Origin of the sequence: Hymenobacter monticola (assembly GCF_022811645.1) — a bacterium.
GTDB lineage: Bacteria > Bacteroidota > Bacteroidia > Cytophagales > Hymenobacteraceae > Hymenobacter > Hymenobacter monticola.
Map to the genome: position 1 here is coordinate 185,571 of NZ_CP094534.1, position 25,411 is coordinate 210,981.

The following is a 25,411-nucleotide window of genomic DNA, read 5'->3' on the forward strand; positions in this document are numbered from 1 at the left end:
TCGCCCTCTTTTATGTTCCGAGTGCTGCGCGAGCTTTTCCAAAAGAATTTTTCCACCCTGCTGCCCATGCTGCTGCTGGTGGTGGTGCCGCTGGTGGGCAGTTCGTCGCTCACCTGGGTGCTGGCCCGCAACCAGCAGCTGCTCGAAAACCTCACCACCGCCCAAAGCCTGCTCTACTTCGCGCTGGTGGGCGTGGCCATGGCCTTTTCGCTGGTCAACACCACGGCCGTGGTGCTCATCACGGGCTTTTACCTGGGCTGGAGCGGCTTTCCGGGCATGGTGGTGGCCTATGCGCTGTCGGCGCTGGTGGGCTACCAGATTGCCACCACCCTCGACCATGGCAAGATGACGGCTTTCATCAGCCACTTCCCCAAGGCCGACGCCGTGATGAAAGAGCTGAAAACCGACAGCTGGCAGCTGATTTTCCTCACCCGGGTGTCGCCCGTCACGCCGTTTGCCCTCATGACGTTCGTGCTGGCCATCATGCGGGTGCGGCTGAAGCCGTTTCTGCTGGCCTCCATTGCCGGCATGCTGCCGCGCAGCCTGTTTTTCTATTGGCTCGGCACCAAAGCCAACGACGTTTTCACGCTGCTGAAGGACCCCGGCACCGGCTCGGCGGGCAAGCTGCTGCTGCTGGCGCTGGTGGCCGCCTCGTTTTTCGGCCTCTACTACCTCTTCAACCAGGCTCTGAAACGCGCTCTGCACAAAAGCGCCGCCGCCAGCATCGAAAAATCTTCGACTGATTCTTAGCCACTTGCTGCCCCAGCTGCAACTTTATTTCTGAAAAATGTGCGCACAGCTTGTGTAGCCGCTTTTTTTCATCCTACCTTTGTGCTCCCAACACGGGAAAAGGGTTGCATAGCTCAATTGGATAGAGCATCTGACTACGAATCAGAAGGTTTAAGGTTCGACTCCTTATGCGACCACAGGAAAGGCCCTCAGCTCAGTGCAGAGGGCCTTTTTGTTTTCATGGGGTACAATCTTGGGTACAAACACTAGCTTTCGACAACCGCCTTACGCATGAGGATGGCCTCCTGGGCAGTTCCACCAGTACCGCCTGCCGGTGGAGTTTGCCCGGGCCGAACCCGACGAGGCGCACGAACGCTCGCCGGAAGGCCGGCCGTTTGGCGGCAGCTCGACTTCCTGCATCTGCGCACCCAGCGCATCCGCTACGCCGTGAAAGACTACTACCGGGCGTTTAGCCAGCGCACTAAGTGGGGCCTCGACGGCCTGCTCTTTGTGGGGGAGCTGAGCGCCTACGAGGCCGACGGGAAAGAACAGTACGCGGTACGTGACCGGCTGACGTACATGGCAGAGGTTGCAGGCAAGCTGGAAGAAGACGTGGCCTGCGTCCAGTATGGACGGCGCGTGCTGGACTGGGTCGAAACAGCCGGCTTTCCCATTCGGACCGCCATGCCCCCCAAAGCCGAGTACATCACCCAGGCCACCTTCCACCTCCCGGCAAATGAGGAACTGCCGGCCGTGCACGGGCACCCGAAGTTTCTGGACAAGCGAGCCGAAATTGCCACCCAGGCCACGGCCTAACTCCTGCCGTCCCGTTCAGTACAGAATGGCTAATTTTTTTAGGCATTATTGCAAATATATTTAGTTTGCTTCTTGCTTTCTTAAAGCCTTTTGGCATCTTTGCCAAGCAGCACAATCCATCGGGTATGTGCTAATCAATCTTCTTCTTTTCCAATGCGACTGAATCTCTACCTGAGCTCGAAGGTCTTGGTGCCTTTCGACTATTTACCAACACTGAAGGGCGCTTTCCATCGTTGGCTGGGTTACGACGATAACCTGCATGATAGCCTCTCCCTTTACTCGCTGTCGTGGTTGCACGGCGGTCGGGCAGAGCGAGGCGGCATTCGTTTTCCAGAAGGGGCTAGTTGGGCCATAAGCGCCCCCGGTCAGGAACTGGTGCACGCGGTAGTAGCCGGAGTAGTGCGCGCTCCCGAAGTTGGCTTGGGCCTGACGGTGCGCGACGTGCGCTTGCAACAGGCACCCGGTTTCGCGTCTGGAGAACAGCCCTTCCGCGTGAGCAGCCCCGTTTTCATTAAACATGAACCCGACAAGGGCCAGCCCGCCGACCACCTCCTCCCCGGCCATCCGTTGGCCGATGAGTTGCTCACCGCTACCCTGCGCCACAAGCTCCGCCAGGCCGGCCTCGACGATGCCGGGGCCGCCGTGCGCTTCGACCCCGCCCACCTTGCCACCGCCAAGTCCAAGCTCTTCCGCTACAAGCAGGTGCAGTGCCGCGGCAGCATCTGCCCAGTGCTGGTATCTGGTTCGGGCGAGCAGATTCAGTTTGCTTGGGAGGTCGGCGTGGGCCACTCAACGGGGATTGGGTGTGGGGCGCTAGTGTAATAATTCTACTTCACCTATTGGCTTTGCATTATGCTTTATATCGTAAAGTACACGGGCCCTTTTGGCTACCTCAAGCCGTGGACAGCGGTGCGCGACGGAGAAACCTACTCGCAGCAGTTTCTCACACCTTCCGTGCTTGAGGGAATGCAGCAGAAGCTAGGGGTAACTAAGATTTTGCGCCATAAGCTCACTTACACCGGCTTGAGTATGCAGCAGGAGCAAACGCACCCGCGCGGGTGGATACACGAGAAGAAAAAGCAGCAGATGACCCGTCCCCGCGCCATCCTGGTACGCGGGGTGATGCTGGCGCCAGAACTGCATTTGGCATTTGCCTCGGCTGAGGAAGCAGAGGTAGCGGCCAGTCAGCACCTGTGCCTCTGCCGCAACGAAGACATCGTGCTGCCCGTGGAGCAACTGACGCTCACAGAAGCAGCGTTTGACCAACTGCCGGGCTTTGAGTTGCGGCCCACGGTGGCGAGTGCACCGGGCGCGTTTCTGGTGGGTTTCAACCGCTTTGCGCAAGGCGCGGCCATGCACGGGCGGCTGGAAATCGTGGGTAATCCCATTCGCCCGGTGGGGCTCATGCAATGAGTACGCGCCCGGAATTGCTGGCCAAAAGCGCCAGCCACGGCGGCGAATTGAGTTTGCTGGCCCACACGCAGCATGTCGTGGCCGTGGCCGAAGCCGTGGCCCGCGCCGTGGGGTTCGATGAACGGTTGGCCCGATTGGGAGCCGCCTTGCACGACTTGGGTAAAGCGCATCCGGCCTTCCAACGCAAGCTGCGACTGAATACGGGGCAGGCCGACCCCAACCCCACTATGCATCGGCACGAGCTGTCTTCGCTGGGATTTTTGCCGCTGCTGCCCCGCGCCGACTGGCCGGCCGTGATTGACATGGTCGTGGCCCACCACAAGCCCATGCAGCAGAAAGATGACTTGTTTGCCAAAGGCATCTTGGACCTGAACGACCGCAGCCGCACCTGGCAGGCCGACCACCTGGCCGGCTGGGAAGAATGGGCGCCGGGGGCGCTGGACGTGCTGGATGCGCTGGATGCGCTGGGCATCGCGACCCGGCCAGTGAGTCGCGCTGAGGCCGAAGAAGCTTTGGCATTCGCGGTGGCGCACTGCGAGGGCAAGCGTAAGAACTGGGCGCCGGGACGGGGCTTGCTGCAAGCGGCCGACCACTTTGCCTCGGCGCTGCAGCACGATGCGGCCGGGCAGTTGAACACGTTGTTTGCCAAGCCGGATTTAAGCTATTTCAACCGCTCCTCGGCGTTGTATCCGCTGTCGCTGCTGGCGGCCGACCAGCCGCAAGCGCACACGCTGGTAGTGGCGCCCACGGGCGCGGGCAAAACGGATTATTTGCTGAGGCGCTGCCGAGGGCGAGTATTTTATACACTGCCTTTCCAGGCCAGCATCAATTCGATGTTTGACCGAATGCGCAAAGCCGATGAAAAATTGCCGTTTGGCGGCTCCATCCGTTTGCAGCACGCCGCCTCGCAGTTAGTCGAAAACCGGGGCGCGGTCGAGAAGCAACTGCAGTCGTTGGTTGGGGCTTCGGTGAAAGTGCTGACACCGCATCAGCTGGCGGCCGTCGTATTCGGCACGCCGGGCTACGAGGCGGTGATGCTGGACGTGCGTGGGGCCGATATTATTCTGGACGAGGTGCATACGTATTCGGCTCAGGCGCAGAGCATGGTGCTGGAAATTGTGGATGCGCTGCGGCGACTGGGCTGTCGGCTGCACATCGGCACCGCCACCATGCCTACGGTGCTCTACCAGGAATTGCTGCACCGCTTAGGCGGACCGGAAGCTGTGGCCGAAGTAGCCCTGCCGCTGCCGACGCTGGATGCATTTGACCGGCACGCCGTGCACAAGATTCCGCGCGATGCCGACGACCCGGCTGCCTGGCCCGCCGCGGCCGATGCGGTGCTGGCTGCTGCAATGGCCGCCGGGGAGAAAGTGCTGGTTATCTGCAACACCGTGCAGGGCGCGCAGCAACGCTATAAAGACTTGCACGAGCTGTTTCCCGACGTCAAGATGCTGTTGCTGCATAGCCGTTTCCGACGCGGCGACCGGGCGGCCCGCGAAAAACGGCTGGAAAAAGAATTCAACTCGCCGAAAGAGCCCGGTCCCTGCCTGGTTGTTTCTACGCAAGTGGTAGAGGTAAGCCTCGACATCAGCTTCGACCGCATGATTACGGAAGCCGCGCCGCTCGATGCGCTGGTGCAGCGCTTCGGGCGCGTAAACCGGCGGCGCACCCCCGAAACCATTGGCCGGCTCAAGCCCGTGCACGTGCTGGCGCCCGGCCCCAGCTGCCTGCCTTACAGCCGGGAAGTGGTGGAAGCCAGCTTCGCGCAGCTGCCCGACCACGGCGAGGTGCTGCGCGAGCGCGACGCGCAAACCAAAATCGACGCCGTGTACCCGGCGCTGCAAATTTCCAGCATCAGCACCCACGTCATCTGGGACGGCGAGCGGTGCAAGCTGCGCGAGCTGTGCAACAACCCGCGGGCCGTGCTGGTCGAGACGCTGGAAATTGAGTCCACGGCCTGCATTCTGGCGGCCGACCGCGCCGCCTACCTCGAAGGCCGCTGGGAAGCGCGCACCCAGCTGGAAATCCCGGTGAGCTGGCGCAGCATGTACGCCCGCAAAAACACCTACGAGCGCCTCGACGTGGGCATGATGCCCTTCGTGGTGCCCGGCAACAAGCACTACGAGGAGCTGGGCCTGCAATTCGAGGAGTACGACATGTTTCTGGAAAACTAACCCCCGCTTCGCTTATGTACACCAGCCACATCGGCCGCCGCTTGCTCAGCCTCTACCACCAGCGCACGGGCGAAGAACTCTCGGCTCGGCAGTTTTTTGAGCAGCGGCTGTACCCGCTGTTTTATGCGCACAAGCGTTTTTTGCAATGGGTGCCCAGTTCGCCGTTTGCTCAAGACTTCAACAAGGACGAAAAAGCTCTCGTAGCACTTGGGGACAGTCCTTATGAGATTAAACTGGGCAAACTTCACAATAAGATTGACAGCGGCTTAGCGCCTGATGCCAGTTTCGTTATCGGCTTTCCGGCGGCGGGCGCGGAAGGCACCACCTCCGGGCAGGTTTCGGGCGTGGGGCCGAAGGTGAGCAGCGAGGAAATCTACTGCTCCTGGATTGGCGGGGCGCTGGGCGTGGGCGTGAGCGGCGGCCTCTCGCTGCTGCTAGATGAAGACGATGTGCTCTGGGCGCTCTACGAAGGCTGGGCGCACTACCGCACCTTTCTGGAGCAGCGGCCGACCATGAAAGGCAATCAGATTGAAACCTGGAACGGCCACTGGCTGGCGCACGCTTTCAGCCCAGAATTCGACCCGGCTTATCCGCTGGATGAGTTCAAAATCGACCTGACCGATACGGCCGGCACGCTGGCCATGCCCACGCGCGAATGGGTGCAGGTGTTGTTTGCCCTCACCCGCCACTACCCGACCCGCGACCTGATGGCCTACGTGTACAGCCTGGCCCAGACCAACCGCACCATCGGCTTCGTGCCGTTGCAATTGCGAGGCATCAATAAGGTGTACGACCTTACGGAGAAGCTTTTCCTCTTTCCAGAAGCCGTGCGCAGCGCCGGGCAAGCCGAGTTGCTACGCCTCTACACCGTGCAGTACGGCTTTGCCCGCGCTTGCCAGATGGGCGCCATTGGGCTGGCCGCCATCGAGCCGGCCAAGCTGCGCGACTACCTGCCCAGCGCCTACGGCCCGGCCAAACCGCCCGCCACGAAGACCGAAGCCGCCGCCATTCAATTTGCTTTTCATCAACTCTGGATTCTCGCCATGCTCAACAACCAGGAACTCTACGATACCGCCGACCGACTGGCAGGCGCGCTCCACCAATTTGCCATCCGCGACATAGGCAAGAATGCGGGCCGAGGCAAAAACAATGTCAATCAGCAAGTTGAACAGGTTTTTGTCAAGCACCGGCCGCTCTTCATCGATAAGCTGAGTGACATGCTGGCGGCCGTGAACGCCGCCTCGCCCTACCGCGATGCCTTCGACGAGGCCGTGCGCCAGGTCATGCTGATGCCGGTGGACAATTTTCCGCTGTTCATCATCCTCACTCGCTTCCGCTACATCGCCCGGCAGAACGAGGGCGTCTTGCCAGCAGGCAACGCCAAAGCAGATACAGCAGCCCCGGCTTTTAAAGATTCGGCTGCTGCCGCCGAGCAAACGCAACTCAACCTTCAGTAATCTTTCAACCTCATTTCCCAGTCCATGAATCCGTACCTCTACTTGCGCGGCCTGCGCCATGCCGAGCACACCGTTTTTGCCGTGCAGGACGGCCAGAAATTCTACACCGACCCGCAGTTCAACGTGCGCCAAGCCTATTCGAGCGGGCAGCAGGTGAAGCGCAGCATCATGGACGCGCTGACCACCGGAATGAACGTGGCCCCGGCGCCCATCACCTTCAACTGGCAAACCAAGAAGGGCAAGAACAACGAAACCCAGTTCGAGCAAAAGGAGCCGTGGTCGCCCTGCGACCCTACGCATATCGACCAGTTGCTGGGCGGCTACATGCGCGCCGAAACGGGCGAGTTCACCATCAAGCGACGCTCGCCGCTCTCAATTTCGGCTATGCGCCCACTGCACCCGCTGCTCGGCGGCCTGGAGCAACAGAAGGAAAACCTGACTTTCGACCGCACCTCGCATCCCGCCAATCACCCCGTGCGGGTGCGTGACGAGAAGGGGAATGAGTTGAGCACGGAGGAAGTAGATGCATTGCTGCTCAGCACCAAGCGCAACCTCCCCAACCGTATCTGGATACCTGACCACACCCGCGCCTCTGGCCTGTTCGTGTACGATGTGGCCGTGGATTTACGCACGCTGTTCTGCGTCTCGACCAACACCTTGGAACCGGAGCTGCACCCCACCAAAATAGCCGAGCTAAAGGAACAAGGCTGGACGGAAAGCCGCAACGTATTCGGTCCCTGCCTGCTGGCCCCGAAGAAAATGCGCGACGACAGCATTCCCGCGCTGGCTCATGCTTTGCTCAACTGGCGCATCACCAGCAACCAAGCCCGCACTTTCAGCCTAATGGAAACCCTAGCCGTAGCCATTTCCGACAACGCCAACCACTTGGCTGGTGCCATTCGCGGCCAACTCCGAGAAGACACCGAGCGTCCCGCTGCTAAGCCCGTGCTCGATGAAACGGCCGGCGCCAAGCTGTACGTTTCGCTGCCCGCTTCGGGCTACATCGCCGGGGCCTACGGGGCCCCTAATTCCCTGGAGCAAGCCAAGCAGGACATTGCTCAGCGGCTCCGCGAATTTAATTACGAAAACCAGACCGTACCTGCTACGTTGTAAAGCAAAAGAGCCGCCCACTGGGCGGCTCTTTTATGCTTCTACCCAATTTCATAGCCGAAGCCAGAGGAGTTATTGGGCCTTACAGCACAAATATACGTCAAAATTGTATAAGATGTTTTCTGATTACGAAAATTTATTTTCGGTTGAGCGAATGAGTCGGTATTTGACAGCAGCCAATGGACAGCAAGAATCGGCCGTGCAGCTGTACCACGCTAACCTGAAGTTATCGGAGGCGCTTTATTCTCCGCTGGCAATGCTTGAAGTGGCACTTCGCAACCAACTTAATCATGCTTTACAGGCACATTTTCAACAGCCTAACTGGTTGATAACTCAACAAGCCGGCTTTATGCGTGACCCTGGATTTCGGTTTCGCAATCCGCGAACGGGGCAGTTGGTGACGAATGATTTTTTGCTGCGCTCAGTGCAGACCGCCGAGAAAAAGCTGCGTGGCCGCGTTACTCAAAGTGCCTTGCTTTCGGAATTAATGTTTGGGTTCTGGACGGAGTTGTTTGACCCGACTCCTTTCCGCATTTTGCAAGGAAAGCCGTTGACCGTATTCGGTCAAAAGCCGCCTTCTATTAAACGAGTTGACATTTTTACCAAACTTACGGAAGTTCGGAAGCTTCGCAACCGGGTGTACCATTATGAGCCCATCTGTCTTCGCCAGCAATTGGCCTGCCTGACCGATTTGCGAATAATTCATGGGTATGTACGAGAATTGAGCAGTTGGCTTGATGCTAATCTGCCAGCTATTATGAATCCGCTCGACCGCTTCGATAGCGTCTGCCAAGTAGTATGCCAGGAGTTGCATTTTGTTCAGCCCTGACCCATGCGCATCACCGGCAAGCACGTCAACTACTACCACATCTGCCACCGCAAGCTGTGGCTGTTTCACAGCGGCATCAGCTTCCAGCAGACGCACGACCACGTGGCAGATGGCACGCTACTGCACGAGACCGCCTACCCACAGCGCGCCCAGCGCTACCGCGAGATTCAGATTGAGGGCATCAAGATTGATTTTTACGACCCGCACGACCGGGTGGTACACGAAATCAAGCGCAGCAACAAGATGGAGCAGGCCAGCATCGCACAGTTGCAATACTACCTGCTGGTGCTGGAGCGCCACGGCGTGGACGGCCCCACCGGCCTGCTGGAATACCCCAAAATCCGCCGCACCGAAACCGTCGTGCTCACCGATGCCGACCGCTTCGCCATCGGGCAGTGGGAAATCGGCATCGAAGCCTTAGTTGCTCAGCCGGTGTGCCTGCCCGTCATCAACAAGCCTTTTTGTAAAAATTGCAGCTACTACGATTTCTGCTATTCCGGTGAGTAGCCGCAGGGCCACCAAGGCTGGAGGCTGCGCCAGTGGTGTAATCTGCTTTTTTTAAGCCATCGCTTATGAAAAAGACCTTCTACCTCTTCAACCCCGGCCGCATGAGTCGGCAGGACAATACTCTCAAGTACACCGCCTACGACGAAGACGGCGCAGATGGCCAAACCCGCTTTCTGCCCATCGAAGACGTAGCCGACCTGTACGTATTTGGTTCGCTCGATGCCAACTCGGCGCTGTATAACTTCCTGGGCAAGCACGGCGTGTCGGTGCATTTCTTCGACTACTACGAGCACTACACGGGCTCCTTCATGGCCAAGGAATACCTGCTGGCCGGCAAGCTGCAAGTGGCCCAGACGGGGCACTACACCAGCCCGAAAAAACGCCTGGTGCTGGCTCGTAAGCTGGTGGAGGGCGCGGCCTTCAACCTGCTCAAAAACCTGCGCTACTACCAGAGCCGGGGCCGACAGGTGGGTGAAGAAATTGCGCAGATTGAGCTGTATGTGGCGGTCCTACCCCACGCTACAAGCGTGGCCGAAATCATGGGCTACGAGGGCAACATCCGCCAGACTTACTACCGCTGCTACGAGCAGCTGGTGAGCGTACCTGGTTTTGGCTTCGGCACGCGCAGCACCCAGCCGCCGCAAAACGAGTTGAATGCGCTGCTCAGCTTTGGTAACATGCTGTGCTACGCGGCCTGCCTGTCCCAGATTTACCACACGCAGCTCAACCCCACCATCAGCTTTTTGCACGAGCCGGGCACGCGCCGCTTTTCGCTGGCTCTGGATTTGGCCGAAATTTTCAAGCCGCTGCTCGTGGACCGCACCATCTTCCGGCTACTCAACAAAAAGGAAATCCAGCCCCGTGACTTCGTGCGCGAGCTCGACGGTTGCTTGCTCAAGGAAACGGGCCGCAAAACCTTTGTGCGTGTGTTTGAAGAACGCCTGAAGGAAACCATCCAGCACCGCCGCCTCAACCGCGCCGTCAGCTACCAGCACCTCATCAAGCTCGAATGCTACAAGCTCACCAAGCACTTGCTGAGCATCGAGGAGTTCCAACCTTTTAAGGCTTGGTGGTAATCCCTTCTTGGCATGTACATTATCCTTGTATACGACGTGAAACAGCAGCGGGTAGGCCGCATGTTAAAACTCTGCCGTCGCTACCTGCACTGGATTCAAAACTCGGTGTTTGAAGGCGAAATCAGTGAGGTCAAGCTCGCGGAGTTGCTGAGCAAGGCCCGTGCCCTACTTGATGAGGAAGAGGACAGCGTCATCCTCTTCAAAAGTCGCACCCAGCAATGGCTGGAAAAGCAAGTTCTGGGCCGCGAACGCAGTCGGTTGGATAATATCTTGTAAGGATGCGCTGGTCGTCGGTCATTCTGCGCTCAGCCATTAAATACCGTGTATATACAGTCCTTCTTCGCAACTCACTGATTATAAAAGTCGTCTAAATACACGGTAAATCAAATAATTGATGAGCGACGACTTATATGTTTTTGTAGAGTTACAAAAAGTGCTTTCTTGGCTTTGTAAGGCGTATAATTATGTGTTAATCGGCGGGCCTCAATCGGACCAGGAGGAATTGAAATGAGGCCGCAGCACCCGCAAGGGGCGCAAGGATAAGAGCCTCAATCGGACCAGGAGGAATTGAAATATCCTGAGCAGCATTTTTTCGGTCGGGGGCTCCGTGGCCTCAATCGGACCAGGAGGAATTGAAATACGGCCAGGGTCGTTGCACTGGTGGCCGTGCCGCCGGCCTCAATCGGACCAGGAGGAATTGAAATAAGTATGAGCTAAAGCAACTGCGCAACGGCTTCTTGCCTCAATCGGACCAGGAGGAATTGAAATAGGCGCAAGCCGACGCGCTGGCCGCCAAAGCCGATGGCCTCAATCGGACCAGGAGGAATTGAAATACGCGGGGCATCTTCGCCGGGGCGCTGGCCCTGCGCGCCTCAATCGGACCAGGAGGAATTGAAATACGGCGGCCGTGCCGGGCGCGATGCCGGTGATAGTGGCCTCAATCGGACCAGGAGGAATTGAAATTGCGGCACAATGGCGAACGTGGCCGCCACGCTCAGGGCCTCAATCGGACCAGGAGGAATTGAAATCCAGTAGCCGGCCTCGCTGGCGGCGGCCGTCACCACGCCTCAATCAGACCAGGAGGAATTGAAATCTGAACCTAACCGAACTCATTGCCAACTGGAAAGCCGCCTCAATCGGACCAGGAGGAATTGAAATCGCACCAACGCCTACGAGCCGGTGCAAATCGGCGTCAGCCTCAATCGGACCAGGAGGAATTGAAATACGGTGTCAATCAATCCCGAGGCCCTGTCCACGCTGGCCTCAATCGGACCAGGAGGAATTGAAATGCGCCCTGAAGCTGGCGCTGAAGGTAGTGCCAGAGGGCCTCAATCGGACCAGGAGGAATTGAAATCCGTTCTGCTTCTTCCGCCCTGGTCCGCACCGGCTAGCCTCAATCGGACCAGGAGGAATTGAAATTGCGCCGCCACGGCTTCAAGGTGGTCATCATGGCCAGCCTCAATCGGACCAGGAGGAATTGAAATGCTGCCCCGGGCCGGCGGTCTACCACGACGATGCCGCCTCAATCGGACCAGGAGGAATTGAAATACGGTCAGGGCCGTTGCGCTGGTGGCCGTGCCGCCGGCCTCAATCGGACCAGGAGGAATTGAAATTACGAAGCCCGCCGTGGTGCGGGCAAACACCGGCGACCTCAATCGGACCAGGAGGAATTGAAATAGCCTTTCCTCTTCCCCGCCTACGAAAAGAACCGGGGCCTCAATCGGACCAGGAGGAATTGAAATACGGTCAGGCCCGTTGCGCTGGTGGCCGTGCCGCCGGCCTCAATCGGACCAGGAGGAATTGAAATGAAGGAGAGCGAGGCTGCATTGTGACGCTGGCCATGCCTCAATCGGACCAGGAGGAATTGAAATCTGGGGCAACTCGCTAAATCTTGATTTAGCTGTTGGCCTCAATCGGACCAGGAGGAATTGAAATTTCATCGAGTTCGGGCGCCGCGGGTCGGTTGCCCAACGCCTCAATCGGACCAGGAGGAATTGAAATCACCTGCCAGGGTTCCGGCAAGCAAAAGGTTTGGGTGCCTCAATCGGACCAGGAGGAATTGAAATCTGACCTACGCCCGCTACCTGGCCGACGGCACCCGCGAGCCTCAATCGGACCAGGAGGAATTGAAATGCAGGCGCGGGGGCCACGGCATTGTCCGGCCCGATGGCCTCAATCGGACCAGGAGGAATTGAAATGGGGCGGACACCCTCGCCCCCTACATCAGCGCCACCGCCTCAATCGGACCAGGAGGAATTGAAATTCGATTACGGACTGGCAGCTCAACGAAACCGGCAAAGCCTCAATCGGACCAGGAGGAATTGAAATGACATCGAGCACCGTCCTCGGCGCTCAGGAAAGGGGCCAGAAACGTGGTGCCTTCTTCCCGGAACGGGCGCAGGATGCGGCACACCACCGGCCACGGCAGGGCCTCGTCGTTGAGAATGGCCGTGAGCTGGGCGCCCGTCAGGCGGTTGCGCACCACGCGCTTGCCGTCGGTGCGCGTCAGCACCCGAAAGGTTTGCTCGATGACCCGTTCGGCGGTGCCCGGCGGCAAGGGCGGCTGGAAGTCCCGGTTGTAGCGGTCGTTGGCTTCGAAGTACAGCTGGTTGGCGTGGGCATCCAGTACGTTGCGCAGGCCGGGGGTGCCGAGCAAAAACTGCTGCTGGTGGGCCGGCAGCGTGGCCCGCCACGCGTCGAACCGCGGCTGGTCGGCCACGGGCAGCGCGTCGCTCAGCCCGCCCACCATGGCGTAGTGCAGCAGGTCCATCTCCTCGCGGCCGTGGTTGGCGGCCAGCCAGATGCGGCGCAGCGCGTGCTGCAGCACCGGCAGCTGGTCCTGGCCCTGCCCAATGTCATACAGCAGGCGCTGCACCAGCCGCTCGCTGATGCGGTTGCCGCTGAGCAGCGCCGGCCCCTTGATGACTTCCTCAAACTCGTGGCGCAGCAGCCGGGGCACAAAGTACTGGCTGGCTCCCACCTGCTCTATCAGCCCCCGAAACTCGGCGCACTGCCCCACAAAGTCGGAGCGCATGGTGCACACTATGTAAATGGGCAGGTTTTGGGCCTGGGCCAGCCGGGCGGTTTCCAGCAGCAGGTTCACCACGGTTTGGGCGGCGGTGTTGGGCTGGTCGCCGTCGTAGTTTTCGGGGTTGGTGAAAAACTCCTCAAACTGGTCCACCACCAGCAGCAGGTTGGCGGCCTGCCGCTGGCGCTGGCGCTGCTTGTCCGTCAGCGGGCCCGCGGGGTGGGTGGCCGGGGGGCACAGCTTCGAGGCCTGGTAGAGCTGCACCAGCGCGGAAAAGCCCTGTTCCAACTCGGTTTCCACAGAGCTGCTGCTGTCCGGCAGCCCGAGCGCCGGGGCCAACGCCTGGGCCAGGTTGCGCAGGGGGCTGCGCTCGGGGCGGAAAGTGGCCACGGCCCAGCGGCTGTAGCGGGCCGGCACAAAGCCGGCCCGCACCTCGGGCAGCATCCCGGCAAACACGAGCGACGACTTGCCGTCGCCCGAGGCGCCGGTTATCATCACAAACCGCTGCTCCATCAGCAGGGCCAGGCACTTGGCGATGTGGCTCTCGCGGCCCCGGAAGTAGATGGCCTCGTCTTCGGTGAAGGTGCGCAGGCCGGTATAGGGACAAATGGGTTCGTCGAGCCCAAACAAAGTCGACGTGGCAGCGGTAAAAACATCCATCGGAGCAGGCATTCAGCGTGTTTGAGAAGCTGTTTGAGGCAGCAGGATTTGAGGATTCGGCAGATGTTGGACGTTGGTTCAAGCTATTCAGGCATTGGCTGCCGTCAGTAGCCGGTCATGTTCCTGGTTGCCCGGTACCCCGGGCCCCACCGCGGCAAATGGCGCTACAGGCTCCCCTTTTTAAGCACGTCTGGCAAGGCATTAACCGCTTCTGCCAACCGCCATTTTCGACGCCGACGTGCTCGCAGCAGCGGCTTCACCTGGCGCCGCTCACGAACGATAAAGTCGGAACTGTACCGCTTCCGTGCCGGAAACGAGGCAGTACCTTCCATGCCCCGCGTTTGCTTTTAACACCTGCTGAAACACGCGTTGTACTTCTTCGCTCACCCCCAAATGAGGCTTGATAATCGTATCGATTTTCGGCCCCTTGTAGCGGTGCATGTGGTTTTGTGCCGGGTCTTCTTCGCCCATCAACAAAATGGGTGTGGGAGAAGCCGACCCACCCACCAACTGATACACCTGTTTCGCGAAGGGCAGGGCCCAGTCGGCGCTGTGCTTGAAATACACCACGGCCAGCTTGCTTTTGGGAATGGCGAGCACCGTCTTCGCCTTGTAGTTTTCTCGGCTGCCGGGCTCAATAGCGACCATGTTTACTTCAAACTTGTCCCTCAGGCGGCCCGCAATGGCGTGCGCCTCCTCGTAATCCAAGGCATTGTAAATGAAGCATAGCCCTGTTTTGTCTGCTACCGTCACGGGCGGCGGGGCGGGCTGCGCGAGGGCATGGCGCAGCTCCTGCACCAGCTGCGGAGCATCGGGCGCGCTGCTGAAGGTGCACTGCGCCGTTAGCTCGTTGCGAATGTGGCCCACGAAAGCGGCCTGCGCTTCGTTGACTGCCACCGACGCGTCGGGGCAGTACCACACAAACTGCCGAAAACCGGGCCGCCTGGCGGCTTGGCGGCAGGCCTCCTGGTAGGCAAACATGGAAAACGACGTAGCCGTTTCTTTCAGGGTTCGGCCAAACTCGTTGCCCAGCAACAGCAGGGAGCAATCGGCCTCGGCCAGGGCGGCCCGGGTTTCGCGCTGGAAAGCGGCCTCGTCGGTGGGGCAGTCGGTGATGGGCACCACGTTCAGCCCGGCGTTGGCACACACCTGCGCCAGTTGCTCGCGGCCGGCCTTTAGAGTCGGCGCCGTCCAGGGCAGAAACACCTTCGGGCCCGTGGGCGCGGCATCGGGCAGGGCAGCGGGCTGCTCAGCCGCCGGCGCAGGCCCGGCCGCCACGGCCGGTATCGGAATGCTCGGTGCTGCAACGCTCGGTGCCGTAACCTCCGGCGCCGCAACGGCCGGCGCAACCTTACTAACCGCAAGCTTCGCAGCCCCCATCAGGTCCTTGACCGAGCGGGCTACCTTGTTGAGCTGGTTGCGGTACAGCAACTTATTGGCGGTGGGAAACGCCGAGTCGTCGTCCCGGACCTGGAGGGGACGGATGACGTCCTGCGCGATATACACGAAATCGATGGAGCGCAGGAAGCCTTCGAGGGTTTGGTACAGCAGCTGTGATTGTTCGTCCTCCAGCTCGTAGGTGCGCAGCGGCAACACCCGGCTGACCTGGCCGCCGCCAGGCAAGTTCAGTTTCAGCCCCAGCGGGCTGCGCTTGGCTTGCTCCAGAAACGGCAGAAACTCGTGCTTCCACGAGTACATGTCCGTTTCACAATACGTTGCTGAAATCAGCGGCATCAGAATCACGGAACTGGCCACGCGGTGGTCGAGGCTGGCCCTGACTTCGTGCGTATCGCTCAGCCCGCCGCTCAAGCTGCGGTCGTAGAAGATGCTGAGCGGCTTGCCGATGTTGGTTATCAGCTCCCGCTGCAGCTTGGGCATGAATTCGGCCATCCACTCCTCGTCGTTGTGCCGGTAGCTGATGAAAATGTCGTATTCAAAACCGGGAATCAGGGAAGCCATGCGGGCGGTAGTAGAACGTGGGTAAATGGTGGGCCGAAACAGTTGCGAGGCGAGTCGCTCTTATCCAGAGCGTAACCAGACAATGCCTATTCATTGAAGCAGTGCCACGTTGCTTCGGGGGCGTCCGGCCCAGAACTGCCGGGGGCGGGGCGTCGGCGGCATGGCGGGCACAGGCCGTCGCAGCACTCGGCATAACCGTTAGCTGCGGCTTGCTTTCCTCCAGCACCGCGGCGCGGCGGGTGGCTTGATTGGGATGCACGGTCAGCTTACCCTGGCACAGGCCGCGCCCTTACGCCAAAGCAGAAGGACGCGGCGGTAAGTGGGCGACTAGCTCACCAGGTCGGCTTCGTGCAGCAGCGTGTAGGCGAATCTATTACCGTTCTTCTTTCTAAAATGCTCGCAAATGCTCAATAATTCGGCATGCTCGGCGGTATAATGAAAAACTTGACAGCCAGCCGACCAATCATTTACATTGGCAGAGATATCCTTGGCATGGTGAATGTTTATTCCAAAGCCACTACCTGTTATCTCTTTTCCACTTTCTTCGGCAGTTACGTTACCATTGTGGTCGCGGTAAATAGTCAACGGGCCTATTTGATGTAATGCCGGGTGATTGTATCCATTTCTTTCAATGAGATGAAAACCGAGTTCATAGGCCTTTGGATACTGCCCCGCTTTTAGAACCGCGCATCCACCTTTGGCTATGGTCTTCTTATCCTGCAACCAGTATGTGCCGGGGCGGGTGGTCACGGGCCAGTGCATTACCCGGTCGTGGCCCGCATCTTTCTTTAGCTGGGCCAGCGCAAACTCGGTATTGGGACCGGGACTGCCATCGGCCACGATGAGCTTGCCATTTTTGTCTTTGTATAGCCACTTCGCTAAGAACTGCTGCTGTTGCATCAGCGGCAAGCCGGGCGGGCAGTCGGGCTGTTTCCAGCAGCAGAAGATTCGGTCTCCGAACGTATTATCCTTATACACAGTGGACCGAATGCCGATGATGTTCACGTCGTCCTCAAACCAGGTATAGTTCTTGATTTTTATTGTGTCTTTCAGAACCGCGGCCGTTATTTCTCTTGAATCCCATATCGGTCCATGAGTATGGAGAGCGCCGTTTGTTGCCAAGCCATTCACTTTGACCTCGACGTTCAAAGCCGCAGGCACGGCAGCGGCGGCTTCCGGCCTCTTCTCGGCCGGCTGCACCGTGGCGGTAACTTCCACCTTCGCGGCCGGAGCGCCATTGGTGTCAGTAGTGGCGGCTGACGCACTCGGCGCTACGGCGGCTGGCGTGCTGGGCTGCGTAGCGGGGGGCTGTGCTGCCGGGGCGGGCGTCGCGGGGCGCTGGGTTTCCGCAGCCTTAGCAGCTTGGGCTGCGGTTTCGGCTTCTTCCGTCGCTTTTTTCTTAGCAGCAGCGGCGGCAATTGCTGCCTTTTCCTCGGCAGTGTAGCTTTTGTACTCGACGTTGGGCTTCCACGCCTGCGCCTCCTGGGTCGTCGCGTCGAAGCGCTTTTCCAGGTCGGCCAGCGCGTTCTTCATTTGCTGCACCCAGCCGTCGAGTTCGGTTTGCAGCACTTTTTCGGTGCTGTCCACCAACAGGTCGATGTTGCGCTGGCGGGCCTTTCCGGCGGGGGGCAGCGCCCGCCACCAGCTCTTGATGTTGTCGAGGTCGGCGGCGGCCTGGTTGAATTTCAGCAGGTTGGACTCCGTTTGCCGGTAATTCAGGAACGTGCCCAGGGCCGTGGCCAGCGGCACCGTCACGGCAATCCAAATCTGCTGATTAATGGCCCCCAGCAGCGTGGTAATGCCGCCAATGACCAGCGTCAGCCAATACAGAATTCGAAACTGACGGTCCAGCTTGTGGGTGCGCTTGCGGAAATACCGCAGCTGGTCTTCCAGGCGCACTTCCACGTAGCGCTCGGGCGGCAGGTACCCAAAGCCGTCGTCGGAACCGGCGGCCCCGTCCATGTAGGGCGGAAACGTGAGGGCTTTGTCGTACTCCCGCAGGTGGGCGCTGTTGGCTTCGCTTTGCATGGTCCGCTTCACGATTTCGCCCATGCGCACGGCCAGCTGCTGCGCCGCATTCCGTTTGTAATCCAGCGCCCGGGACCGGTAAGCGTAAATTTCGCTCTTGAGGGCCTCGGCCCCGGCGCGCAGCACAAACCACTTCGAGCTGGTCTTGAACTTGTAGGCGGCCGCCACCAGCATGGTCAGCACGATGGGCAGGACCACTAGTGTGCAGTATAGCAGCCATTTCCAGTAATCAACCGACGTTTCTCCCTTGGCAATATCCGCCTGCGTTAAGTGGTCGAAGGCCAGATTAAAGGGCTCGGGCTTGTCGCCGTACAGCACGCGCTGCAGCACGGCCAAACCGGCGCCAATCACGCCCAGCACGATGATGCTTATCGTCATGCGGTCGGATTGGCGCTGCTGGCGGTTGGCGTTGAGGTCGTATACCGCAAAATTTTCCCACGCCTGCCGCAGCACATCGTCCGCCGTGCGGTCCGGGCCAACGAGGCTGCCCACCACTTCCGGGAAATTGCTTTGCGAAAGCACGGTAATCTGCCCTTCGGTAATGATTTCCTTGACCGCTTCGCTGCTCGACCCGATTTGGCCGGAGGCCAGCGCATTGGCAATCTCGTCGGCCAAGCCGCCGCTGCCTTGCATCACGGCAAGTGGGATGCCGTTGCGCACGACGGCCAGGGCTTCCTCGGCCATGCACAGCCCCTGGCCCGCGAGCAGGGCCAGCACCGGCACCTGCTCCGTGCGGCCGGACAGGGCCGTGACCACAGCGTGCAGCATGGGCAGCTGGCTGCCCCACTTGTCGCCCGACGGCACCAAAATGAAGTCGGAATGCCAGCCGTCAAGCTGGCGGGGCGGCTCCGGCGTAGCCGCCTGGGCCAGGTGGCCGGGGTAAGAGACCAGGGCTTCGGGGGCCACCCCCAGCAACGATACCTGCGGGGCTTTTTCGGCTTTTCGCTGGTGGAGGGGCACAGTTAGCCAGTTTCGGGTGCCGGTGCTTATCACCACGCTACGGCCCTTGCTGGCCAGCAACGCAAGCAACGGGCGCGCCAGCTGCTCCAGCGCCGGGTCGGCCACCGAGGCTGACTCCGGGGCAGCCCCTATCAGGAGCAAAACAAAATCGCAGGGCTTGACATCCAGAGTATCCAACAGCGCTTCGGCCTGCGCTGGCTCATTGCCAGTGACGAGATTGGCCACATTGCCGTTGGAAAATCTTACTTGCCGAAATGAATCATCCTGGGTAGACGGCATTGAAGTAACTGGTGAAATTTTATAAATAAGCAGTTACAAGATTACAACTATTTAGCTGTTTTTATACAAGCGGTGCTTTTTTTACAAAACACCTGTCATATTAATTCATCCACAATTTATTGACCTTTTAAAACAAAAGCTGACCAACGCGCATCCTATTACAGCAGGGCTTTACGGTGCGCTTTCTGTACTCAAAGCTGAGTGGCCAATGCGCCGGCCGCTGCCCCGTCAGGGCCACCGTGCGAACGGGCGAGTAGCTGAAGGTGTCATCTTGGTCCACCTGTCGCAGGCGGTAGTAAAGCAATGGCGCACCAGCTGGCGATTGGTTGTCAGACAGTTGGCAGCTACGCGGGGGTACTGCTGGTGCCCGCGGCAGCTACCTTGCCAATGGCGGCAAATGCTACTCCACCCACATTGCGCTCTACCTCAAACGAGGCGCTATTTCGCTCCGAGGCTGTGGTTCAGGCCAGCTGCACGGCGGCTTGTTTAGGGGCGGCCGGGGCAGCAAAGGCGGTGAGCTGCACAGGCAGGGGCTGGTGCCTGTCAGGTAGAACTCCGAGAAATGGTCGACCAGAATTACAAGCCGGGCAAGGCCTTAGACTTTGGCCTGGCTGCACATTTCAATCATACATGAAAATAGTTTGCTATTCAATACTAGGCAAGGAGCGTCCGGCGTTGGAGCCCGGCCCCGCATTCCTATGCTTATGAGACCTTACTTATTGTTCGCCGTGTTGCTGCTGACGCACCGCAGCCTTCAGGCAGCCCCTCGGCCGTACCTGGACGTAGTTCCCGCCCTCGCCCAGCGCTTGGTGACCGCCCAGGCCCGGTCCCACGGGCTCGGCGCCGAAGACCTGTTTTTCACGCTTCGTAACCAAACCAGCCAGGAGCTGCGCCTGCGGGTGCCCCCCGGGCTGCACTTTGGCGCCGGCGACCCCGAAGCCCAGGACCTGTTCACGTTTCAGGAACGGCTGCTGGTGCTGGCGCCGGGCGCCAGCGGCACGGTGCGGCTGTGGGGGTTTTGCATGGAGCAGCACGACCACGCCCCGGCGGCCAATTCGGTGTACAGCCTGCGCGGGCTGGCCCCGAACGGGCTGCAACAACTGGGCGACTCATTGCAGAAATACCCGAAGCTGGCCGAACTGTACGGGCAAATGTTCGTGTGGTCGCTCACCGACCACGAACCCCTGCGCGACATCCGGGTGCCGCCCGCCCTGCTGCGCGGCGCCACCAACGTGCTGCGCTACCTGGCCGCCGTGAGCGGGCAGCTAGCCGTGCACGCCCGCAGCGCTACCGACAACCGTCCTTCGGTCAAAGTCTTCTCCAAACGGCTGTTTATCAACTACCACAGCCCCACCCGGCAGGTCACCTCGCTGCGGGTGTATGGGCCCGATGACTGCGAGCGCTACGTGGTGGCCCGCAGCTGGCAGCTGACGCCCGGCGTGATGCGCTACCGCCTGGGGCTGAATACCATTTTGGGCATCGATGAGCTTCCGGAATTTACGGTGCGCCTGCTCGATGCGCAAGGCCACGTGCTGCAGGAAACGAAGGTAAACCAGGCGACGGCGGAGGTTGACATCCCCCCCGTGCAGCTGCCGTTTGCCTTCGCGTTCAGCCTGGCCAAGCCGGTGAAAAACGCGCACCTGCGCGTGCGCCTGACCGACGGCACGTTGGTGGAGGAGCTCAGGCAGCTGCCCTACCTGCCGGCCGGCAACCATCGGTACAACTGGACCTTCTACCACTTGCGGGCAGCCGGCACGTCCTTTGTGGCCCGGCTGGAAGGCGAGGACGGCAAGGTATTCGGCCAACAGCTTATTTCCGCAGCCACGACGCCCTGAGCGCGGGCCGGCCTTTCAGTGGCTTGGAGAAGACCACACCGGCCCGCCGGGACTGCCGTACCCAATTGGAGCTTTTTAACTCTCCCGGCTGCTACTTTAGGGCGGGCTCCCAGCCCTGCGAACCGCCGAAAATGGCTTTCAGCGTGTATTGCCTGGCCCGTTTGGCCGTGAGCTGGTGCGCCCATTTTACCCGGTCTTTGGTATTGGCGCCGGGGCCGCGGGAGTTGAATTCGGCATAGTAGGCCGTCTGCTCGTTGCTGGGGGCGTGCCAGTTGTCCCAGCCGGCGGCAGTGATGTGGGCGCCCATGTCGGTATTGAGAAAAACCGCGTTGGAATGGGGGCGCCAGGGCCGGCCGAGGTAGACCTTGGTGGCTTCAGGCGCGGCCGTGAGGGTGCAGTCGAGGAACACAAAGCCGAACTTCTGGCGCGGCGAGGTGGAAGCCGCGGTGATGTAGGAATTCGTTTTGCTGAAGATGGCGCAATGGTCGAACACGGCCGTGCTGCCGCCGAAAATAAAATCGGTGGTGCCCTCGATGTAGCAGTCCTGGTAGTATTGCCGACTGTTCTCCACGGCCGGAAACAGCGTGTCCTGGTTGCCGAGCATGCGGCAGTGGCGGAAGGTGGCACGGTCGCCTTCCACGTGCAGGGCCACGGCCTGCCCCACCCGCCCGGCCGAGTTCTCGAAGGTGATGTTTTCGGCCGTGAAGTCGTTGGCCTGCACGCGCACCGTGGAGGAACTGTAGGTGCTGTGCTTCTCGGCATCGCCGGAATAGTCGTCAAAGGTGAGGACGACGCCCTCACGGCTTTCGCCCAGCAGCGTAATGTTGGTTTTCTGGGAGGGAATCAGCAGCTTTTCCTTGTAGGTGCCGTTTTTGATGAAAATGGTAGCCGTCACCTGCATAAAATCGCGCACGGCCAGCACGGCCTCCTGCACGGTGCGGTAGTCACCCGAGCCGTCGGCCGCCACCGTCAGGCGGATGGGCACTAGGAAGGTTTCCACCTTGGCAGGCGTTGCCGGGGCGGGCGGGGCCGTTTGGGCAAATGAGTTTTGGCTGGCCAGAAGCAGGCTACCAGCCAATAGAAAGCGGCGAAAATTCATAGCAAAAAATGGGGCAGCCGCTGCCGTGAAGCCGCAGCTAATGAAACGGAGCAGCAAGTAGCGCAACGTGGCGCGAACCAGCCGCGCGGGCCCGGCCAAAAACCTAACTTTGCGCAACGGCCATTGCAGCCGGCTTCCACCAATCCTCCTCCGCTCCCACCCATGACGCCCACCCTCGAAAATTACACCCTCGGCCGCTGGACGCCCGGCGCCACCGCCCCGCAGGAACTCCTCGACGCCAGCACCGGCGAAGTCATTGCCCTGGCCAACACCGGCGGCTTCGATTACGAAGCCATCCTCGACTACGGCCGCCGCGTGGGCAACCCCAAGCTGCGCAAGATGACTTTTCATGAGCGCGGCCGCATGCTCAAGGCCCTGGCCTTCCACCTGCTGGAGAAAAAGGAAATTTTCTACGAGCTGAGCTACCGCTCCGGCGCTACCCGGGCCGATTCGTGGGTCGACATTGAGGGCGGCATCGGCAACCTGTTTGCCAACGCCTCGCTTCGCCGCAAATTCCCCGACAAGCCGTTCTACGTGGAGGGCGAGCCGGTGGGGCTGAGCAAGGGTGGCACCTTCATGGCCCAGCACCTGATGGTGCCGCGCGAGGGCGTGGCCGTGCACATCAACGCCTACAACTTCCCGGTGTGGGGCATGCTCGAAAAAATTGCCGTGAACCTGCTGGCCGGCATGCCCGCCGTGGTGAAGCCCGCCGTGCCCTCGGCCTACCTCACCGAGGCCGTGGTGCGCGAAATCATTGGCTCCGGCATCCTGCCCGAGGGCGCGTTGCAGTTGGTGGTAGGCACCGGCGAGGGCCTGCTCGACCACGTGACCTACCAGGACGTGGTGACCTTCACCGGCTCGGCCGCCACCGGCCGCAAGCTGCGCGCCCACCCGCGCATCCTCGCCGAAGCCGTGCCCTTCACCATGGAAGCCGACTCGCTGAACGCCGCCGTGCTGGGCCTCGACGCCAAGCCCGGCACGCTGGAGTTTGACTTGTTTGTGAAGGAGGTGCGCAAGGAAATGACCGGTAAGTCGGGCCAGAAATGCACGGCCATCCGCCGCATTCTGGTGCCCGAAGACGTGCTAGAAGATGTGCAGATTGCGCTGGGCAAGCTGCTGAAGCAAACCACCATTGGCCACCCGCTGGCCGAGGGCGTGCGCATGGGCGCGCTGGCTGGCCGCGAGCAGCTACAGCGCCTGCGCGAGCAAGTGACGCACCTCGCCAAAAACACGCCCATTGTGTACGGTGACCTCGAAAACGTGGAAATCCTGGGCCAGGACCGCGGCGCCCACGCCGAAAAAGGCGCCTTCTGCTCCCCCATTCTGCTGCTCAACAAGGAGCCGTTCAAGCACCTCGACTCGCACGAAATCGAAGCCTTCGGCCCCGTGGCCACCCTCATGCCCTACCACGACACCGAGGAAGCCGTGCAGCTGGTGAACATGGGCCGCGGCTCGCTGGTGTGCTCCATTGCCACCAATGACCCGCGTACGGCTCAGGATTTCGTGCTGGGCGCGGCCACCAACCACGGCCGCATTCTGGTCATCAACGAGGAAATGGCCAAGGAAAGCACCGGGCACGGCTCGCCCCTGCCCCTGCTCATCCACGGCGGCCCCGGCCGGGCCGGCGGCGGCCAGGAAATGGGCGGCATGCGCGGCGTGGAGCACTTCATGCAGCGCGTGGCCCTACAAGGGTCGCCCAGCATGATTACGGCCATCACGGAGGTGTATCAGCCCAAGGCCAGGCAGATTGAGAAGGACAAGCACCCCTTCATGCACTACTTCGAGGAGTTGGAAATCGGCCAGACTTACACCACGCACAAGCACACCGTGACGGAGGCCGACATCAGCGCCTTCGCCCAGGTGTCGGGCGACAACTTCTACGCCCACGTGGATGCTACCTCGCTGGAAGGCACGCTCTTCACGGGACGCGTGGCCCACGGCTACTACATTCTGAGCAAGGCCGCCGGCATGTTCGTGGACCCGCGCAAAGGCCCCGTGCTGCTCAACTACGGCCTCGACGAGTGCCGCTTCACCAAGCCCGTGTACCCCGGCACCACCATCGGTGTGACCTTGACGGTGAAGGAAAAAATCGGCCAGGAAAAGCGCGACGAAACCGATGTGGCCAAAGGCATCGTGCGCTGGTACGTGGAAGTGACCGACCAAACCAACGAAACCGTGGCCGTGGCCACGATTCTGACGATGGTCAAAAAGAAAAATCAGGAGTAAAGAAGAATAACGTAGGGGCGGGGCTCGCCCCGCCCGTCGTTGAACGGCCAACGTGGGTTTCGTTCAACGACGGGCGGGGGCGAGCCCCGCCCCTACCTCGTTCTAGTTGGCCGCTTCCTGCTTTCGGGCTTTCTTGGCCGAGCCGGCCGCCCGGCGCACCGACGACTGGCGCACCACCAGCGTGGGATGCAACACCAGCTGCTGCAGGGGGCGCGGCGATTCGCTGGCGCGCTGTTTCAGCTCTTCGAGCAGGATGTCGATGACGTTTTTGGCGATGTCTTCCACGGGTTGCGCTATTACTGTGATAGCCGGCGTGTAGAGCCGGAACAGGTCGTGGTCGTCGTAGGAAACCAGGGCCAGGTCGTCGGGGATGCGCAGGCCGAGGCGGGTAATGGCCTCTAGGCCGTAGATGCAGAGGTAGTTGGTAGAGAATATCAGCGCATCACATTGGCGGTGGCCCTCAATGAAAGTCATGAGGTCGGCAATGACGGCTTCGCGGTCTTTGCTCACGGCTACACGCTTCACGGTTTGGGGCACCTGGTGCTCCTGCAGGGCGCGCACGTAGCCGTCGAGGCGGTCCTGCATCTGGGTTTGCTCCGAGTCGGTGGTGACGAAGGCGATGTTGGCGAAGCCCTGCGCCAGCAGGTGCGTGGCGGCCGCGTAGGTGCCTTGAGCGCCGTTTACGACCACGTGATGGGTGGGCAGAGCCGGCAGGTAGCGGTCGAAAAGTACCGTGGGCGTGTGCTCGCGCAGTATCTCGCCCACCTGCTCCTCAATGCCGGCGGCGGGCACCACAATGTAGCCGTCGACGTGCTGCTCCCGAAACATGGAAATGAGCTGCTTGCTGCGTTCGGTGTCGTTGTTGGTGCTGCAGTAGATGATGCGGTAGCCGCGCTCGAACGCCTGCCGCTCGATGAGCGAAGCCACCGTGGAGAAGAAGGGGTTGGCAATGTCTTCCACCACCAGCCCGATGACGTGGGTTTTGCCCGTGCGAAGGCTTTTGGCCAGCTGGTTGGGCTTGTAGCCCACTTCCTGCACGTAGGCCAGCACGCGTTCGGCCACGGCGTCGCTGATGCGGCTCTGCTTGGCTTTGCCGTTTAGCACCAGCGACACCGTGGCAATGGACACTTCCAGGTGGGCGGCGATGTCGCTAATCAGCGTGCGTTTTTTCACCTTTTCGCTCATTTTGGCTTGGGAATAAAGGGCAAAGGTAAAGTTCCTAAAAC

At 60.4% G+C, this 25,411-nt stretch carries 17 protein-coding genes, 1 tRNA gene, 1 pseudogene and 1 CRISPR repeat array; of the genes and pseudogenes, 14 read left to right on the plus strand and 5 right to left on the minus strand.

The genetic code is table 11. The annotated features are described in order from the left end of the window. The first annotated feature begins 12 nt into the window (after positions 1–12). The 12 genes from MTP16_RS00865 to cas2 all read left to right on the plus strand — a co-directional run bounded on the left by MTP16_RS00865 (position 13) and on the right by cas2 (position 10,387). The gene (locus MTP16_RS00865) at positions 13–750 is read left to right on the plus strand and encodes a TVP38/TMEM64 family protein (protein WP_243515066.1); all 738 of its coding nucleotides are present in this window, start codon (positions 13–15) and stop codon (positions 748–750) included. Positions 751–852: 102 nt separating this feature from the next. Then, a tRNA-Arg gene (locus MTP16_RS00870) sits at positions 853–926 on the plus strand. A 100-nt stretch (positions 927–1,026) separates the two neighbouring features. Next, entirely contained in the window at positions 1,027–1,545 is a 519-nt protein-coding gene (locus MTP16_RS00875) for an ABC-three component system protein (protein WP_317244086.1), read from the plus strand. Positions 1,546–1,698: 153 nt separating this feature from the next. Further along, positions 1,699–2,367 carry a CRISPR-associated endoribonuclease Cas6 gene (gene cas6, locus MTP16_RS00880; protein WP_243515071.1) on the plus strand — a complete coding sequence of 223 codons (669 nt, stop codon included), beginning with the start codon at positions 1,699–1,701 and terminating at the stop codon, positions 2,365–2,367. 30 nt (positions 2,368–2,397) lie between these two features. Then, on the plus strand, positions 2,398–2,958 hold the full coding sequence (locus tag MTP16_RS00885; protein ID WP_243515073.1) for a hypothetical protein: 561 nt from the start codon (positions 2,398–2,400) through the stop codon (positions 2,956–2,958). Next, a complete protein-coding gene (gene cas3, locus MTP16_RS00890; protein ID WP_243515074.1) occupies positions 2,955–5,132 on the plus strand; it encodes a CRISPR-associated helicase Cas3' in 2,178 nt (725 codons plus the stop codon). The genes MTP16_RS00885 and cas3 overlap by 4 nt, the downstream gene beginning before the upstream one ends. A gap of 14 nt (positions 5,133–5,146) precedes the next feature. Beyond that, complete coding sequence (locus MTP16_RS00895) at positions 5,147–6,589, plus strand: hypothetical protein (RefSeq protein ID WP_243515076.1); 1,443 nt, start codon at positions 5,147–5,149, stop codon at positions 6,587–6,589. Between the two features lie 24 nt (positions 6,590–6,613). Beyond that, entirely contained in the window at positions 6,614–7,702 is a 1,089-nt protein-coding gene (locus MTP16_RS00900; protein ID WP_243515078.1) for a CRISPR-associated protein Cas7, read from the plus strand. Between the two features lie 112 nt (positions 7,703–7,814). Beyond that, a complete protein-coding gene (locus MTP16_RS00905) occupies positions 7,815–8,528 on the plus strand; it encodes a hypothetical protein (RefSeq protein ID WP_243515080.1) in 714 nt (237 codons plus the stop codon). 3 nt (positions 8,529–8,531) lie between these two features. After that, positions 8,532–9,035 carry a CRISPR-associated protein Cas4 gene (cas4, locus tag MTP16_RS00910; RefSeq protein WP_243515082.1) on the plus strand — a complete coding sequence of 168 codons (504 nt, stop codon included), beginning with the start codon at positions 8,532–8,534 and terminating at the stop codon, positions 9,033–9,035. 65 nt (positions 9,036–9,100) lie between these two features. After that, the gene (gene cas1b / locus MTP16_RS00915; RefSeq protein ID WP_243515083.1) at positions 9,101–10,111 is read left to right on the plus strand and encodes a type I-B CRISPR-associated endonuclease Cas1b; all 1,011 of its coding nucleotides are present in this window, start codon (positions 9,101–9,103) and stop codon (positions 10,109–10,111) included. A gap of 12 nt (positions 10,112–10,123) precedes the next feature. Beyond that, on the plus strand, positions 10,124–10,387 hold the full coding sequence (cas2, locus tag MTP16_RS00920) for a CRISPR-associated endonuclease Cas2 (RefSeq protein ID WP_243515084.1): 264 nt from the start codon (positions 10,124–10,126) through the stop codon (positions 10,385–10,387). A gap of 204 nt (positions 10,388–10,591) precedes the next feature. Further along, positions 10,592–12,439: direct repeats of the CRISPR family, unit length 29 nt; unit sequence GCCTCAATCGGACCAGGAGGAATTGAAAT. Between the two features lie 451 nt (positions 12,440–12,890). On the opposite strand, the pseudogene MTP16_RS26055 reads toward cas2, so the two are convergent. The 3 genes and pseudogenes from MTP16_RS26055 to MTP16_RS00935 all read right to left on the minus strand — a co-directional run. After that, positions 12,891–13,811: pseudogene (locus MTP16_RS26055) on the minus strand (nSTAND1 domain-containing NTPase); the annotation flags it as partial. A gap of 258 nt (positions 13,812–14,069) precedes the next feature. Then, on the minus strand, positions 14,070–15,758 hold the full coding sequence (locus MTP16_RS00930) for a TIR domain-containing protein (RefSeq protein ID WP_243515086.1): 1,689 nt from the start codon (positions 15,756–15,758) through the stop codon (positions 14,070–14,072). 327 nt (positions 15,759–16,085) lie between these two features. Beyond that, positions 16,086–18,971 (minus strand): DUF4231 domain-containing protein, encoded by a 2,886-nt coding sequence (locus MTP16_RS00935; protein WP_243515087.1) that lies wholly within the window; start codon positions 18,969–18,971, stop codon positions 16,086–16,088. Positions 18,972–19,729: 758 nt separating this feature from the next. Here MTP16_RS00935 and MTP16_RS00940 point away from each other — a divergent pair. Further along, complete coding sequence (locus MTP16_RS00940) at positions 19,730–20,860, plus strand: hypothetical protein (RefSeq protein ID WP_243515088.1); 1,131 nt, start codon at positions 19,730–19,732, stop codon at positions 20,858–20,860. A gap of 91 nt (positions 20,861–20,951) precedes the next feature. On the opposite strand, the gene MTP16_RS00945 is transcribed toward MTP16_RS00940, so the two are convergent. Further along, on the minus strand, positions 20,952–21,959 hold the full coding sequence (locus MTP16_RS00945) for a pectinesterase family protein (protein ID WP_243515090.1): 1,008 nt from the start codon (positions 21,957–21,959) through the stop codon (positions 20,952–20,954). A 162-nt stretch (positions 21,960–22,121) separates the two neighbouring features. On the opposite strand from MTP16_RS00945, the gene paaZ reads away from it, so the two are divergent. Continuing rightward, positions 22,122–24,185: a phenylacetic acid degradation bifunctional protein PaaZ gene (paaZ, locus tag MTP16_RS00950; protein ID WP_243515092.1), complete on the plus strand. Its 2,064-nt coding sequence runs from the start codon at positions 22,122–22,124 to the stop codon at positions 24,183–24,185. A 102-nt stretch (positions 24,186–24,287) separates the two neighbouring features. Here paaZ and MTP16_RS00955 read toward each other — a convergent pair whose 3' ends face one another. Further along, positions 24,288–25,370, minus strand: coding sequence for a LacI family DNA-binding transcriptional regulator (locus MTP16_RS00955; RefSeq protein ID WP_243515094.1), 1,083 nt, complete (start codon positions 25,368–25,370; stop codon positions 24,288–24,290). Positions 25,371–25,411 lie beyond the last annotated feature (41 nt).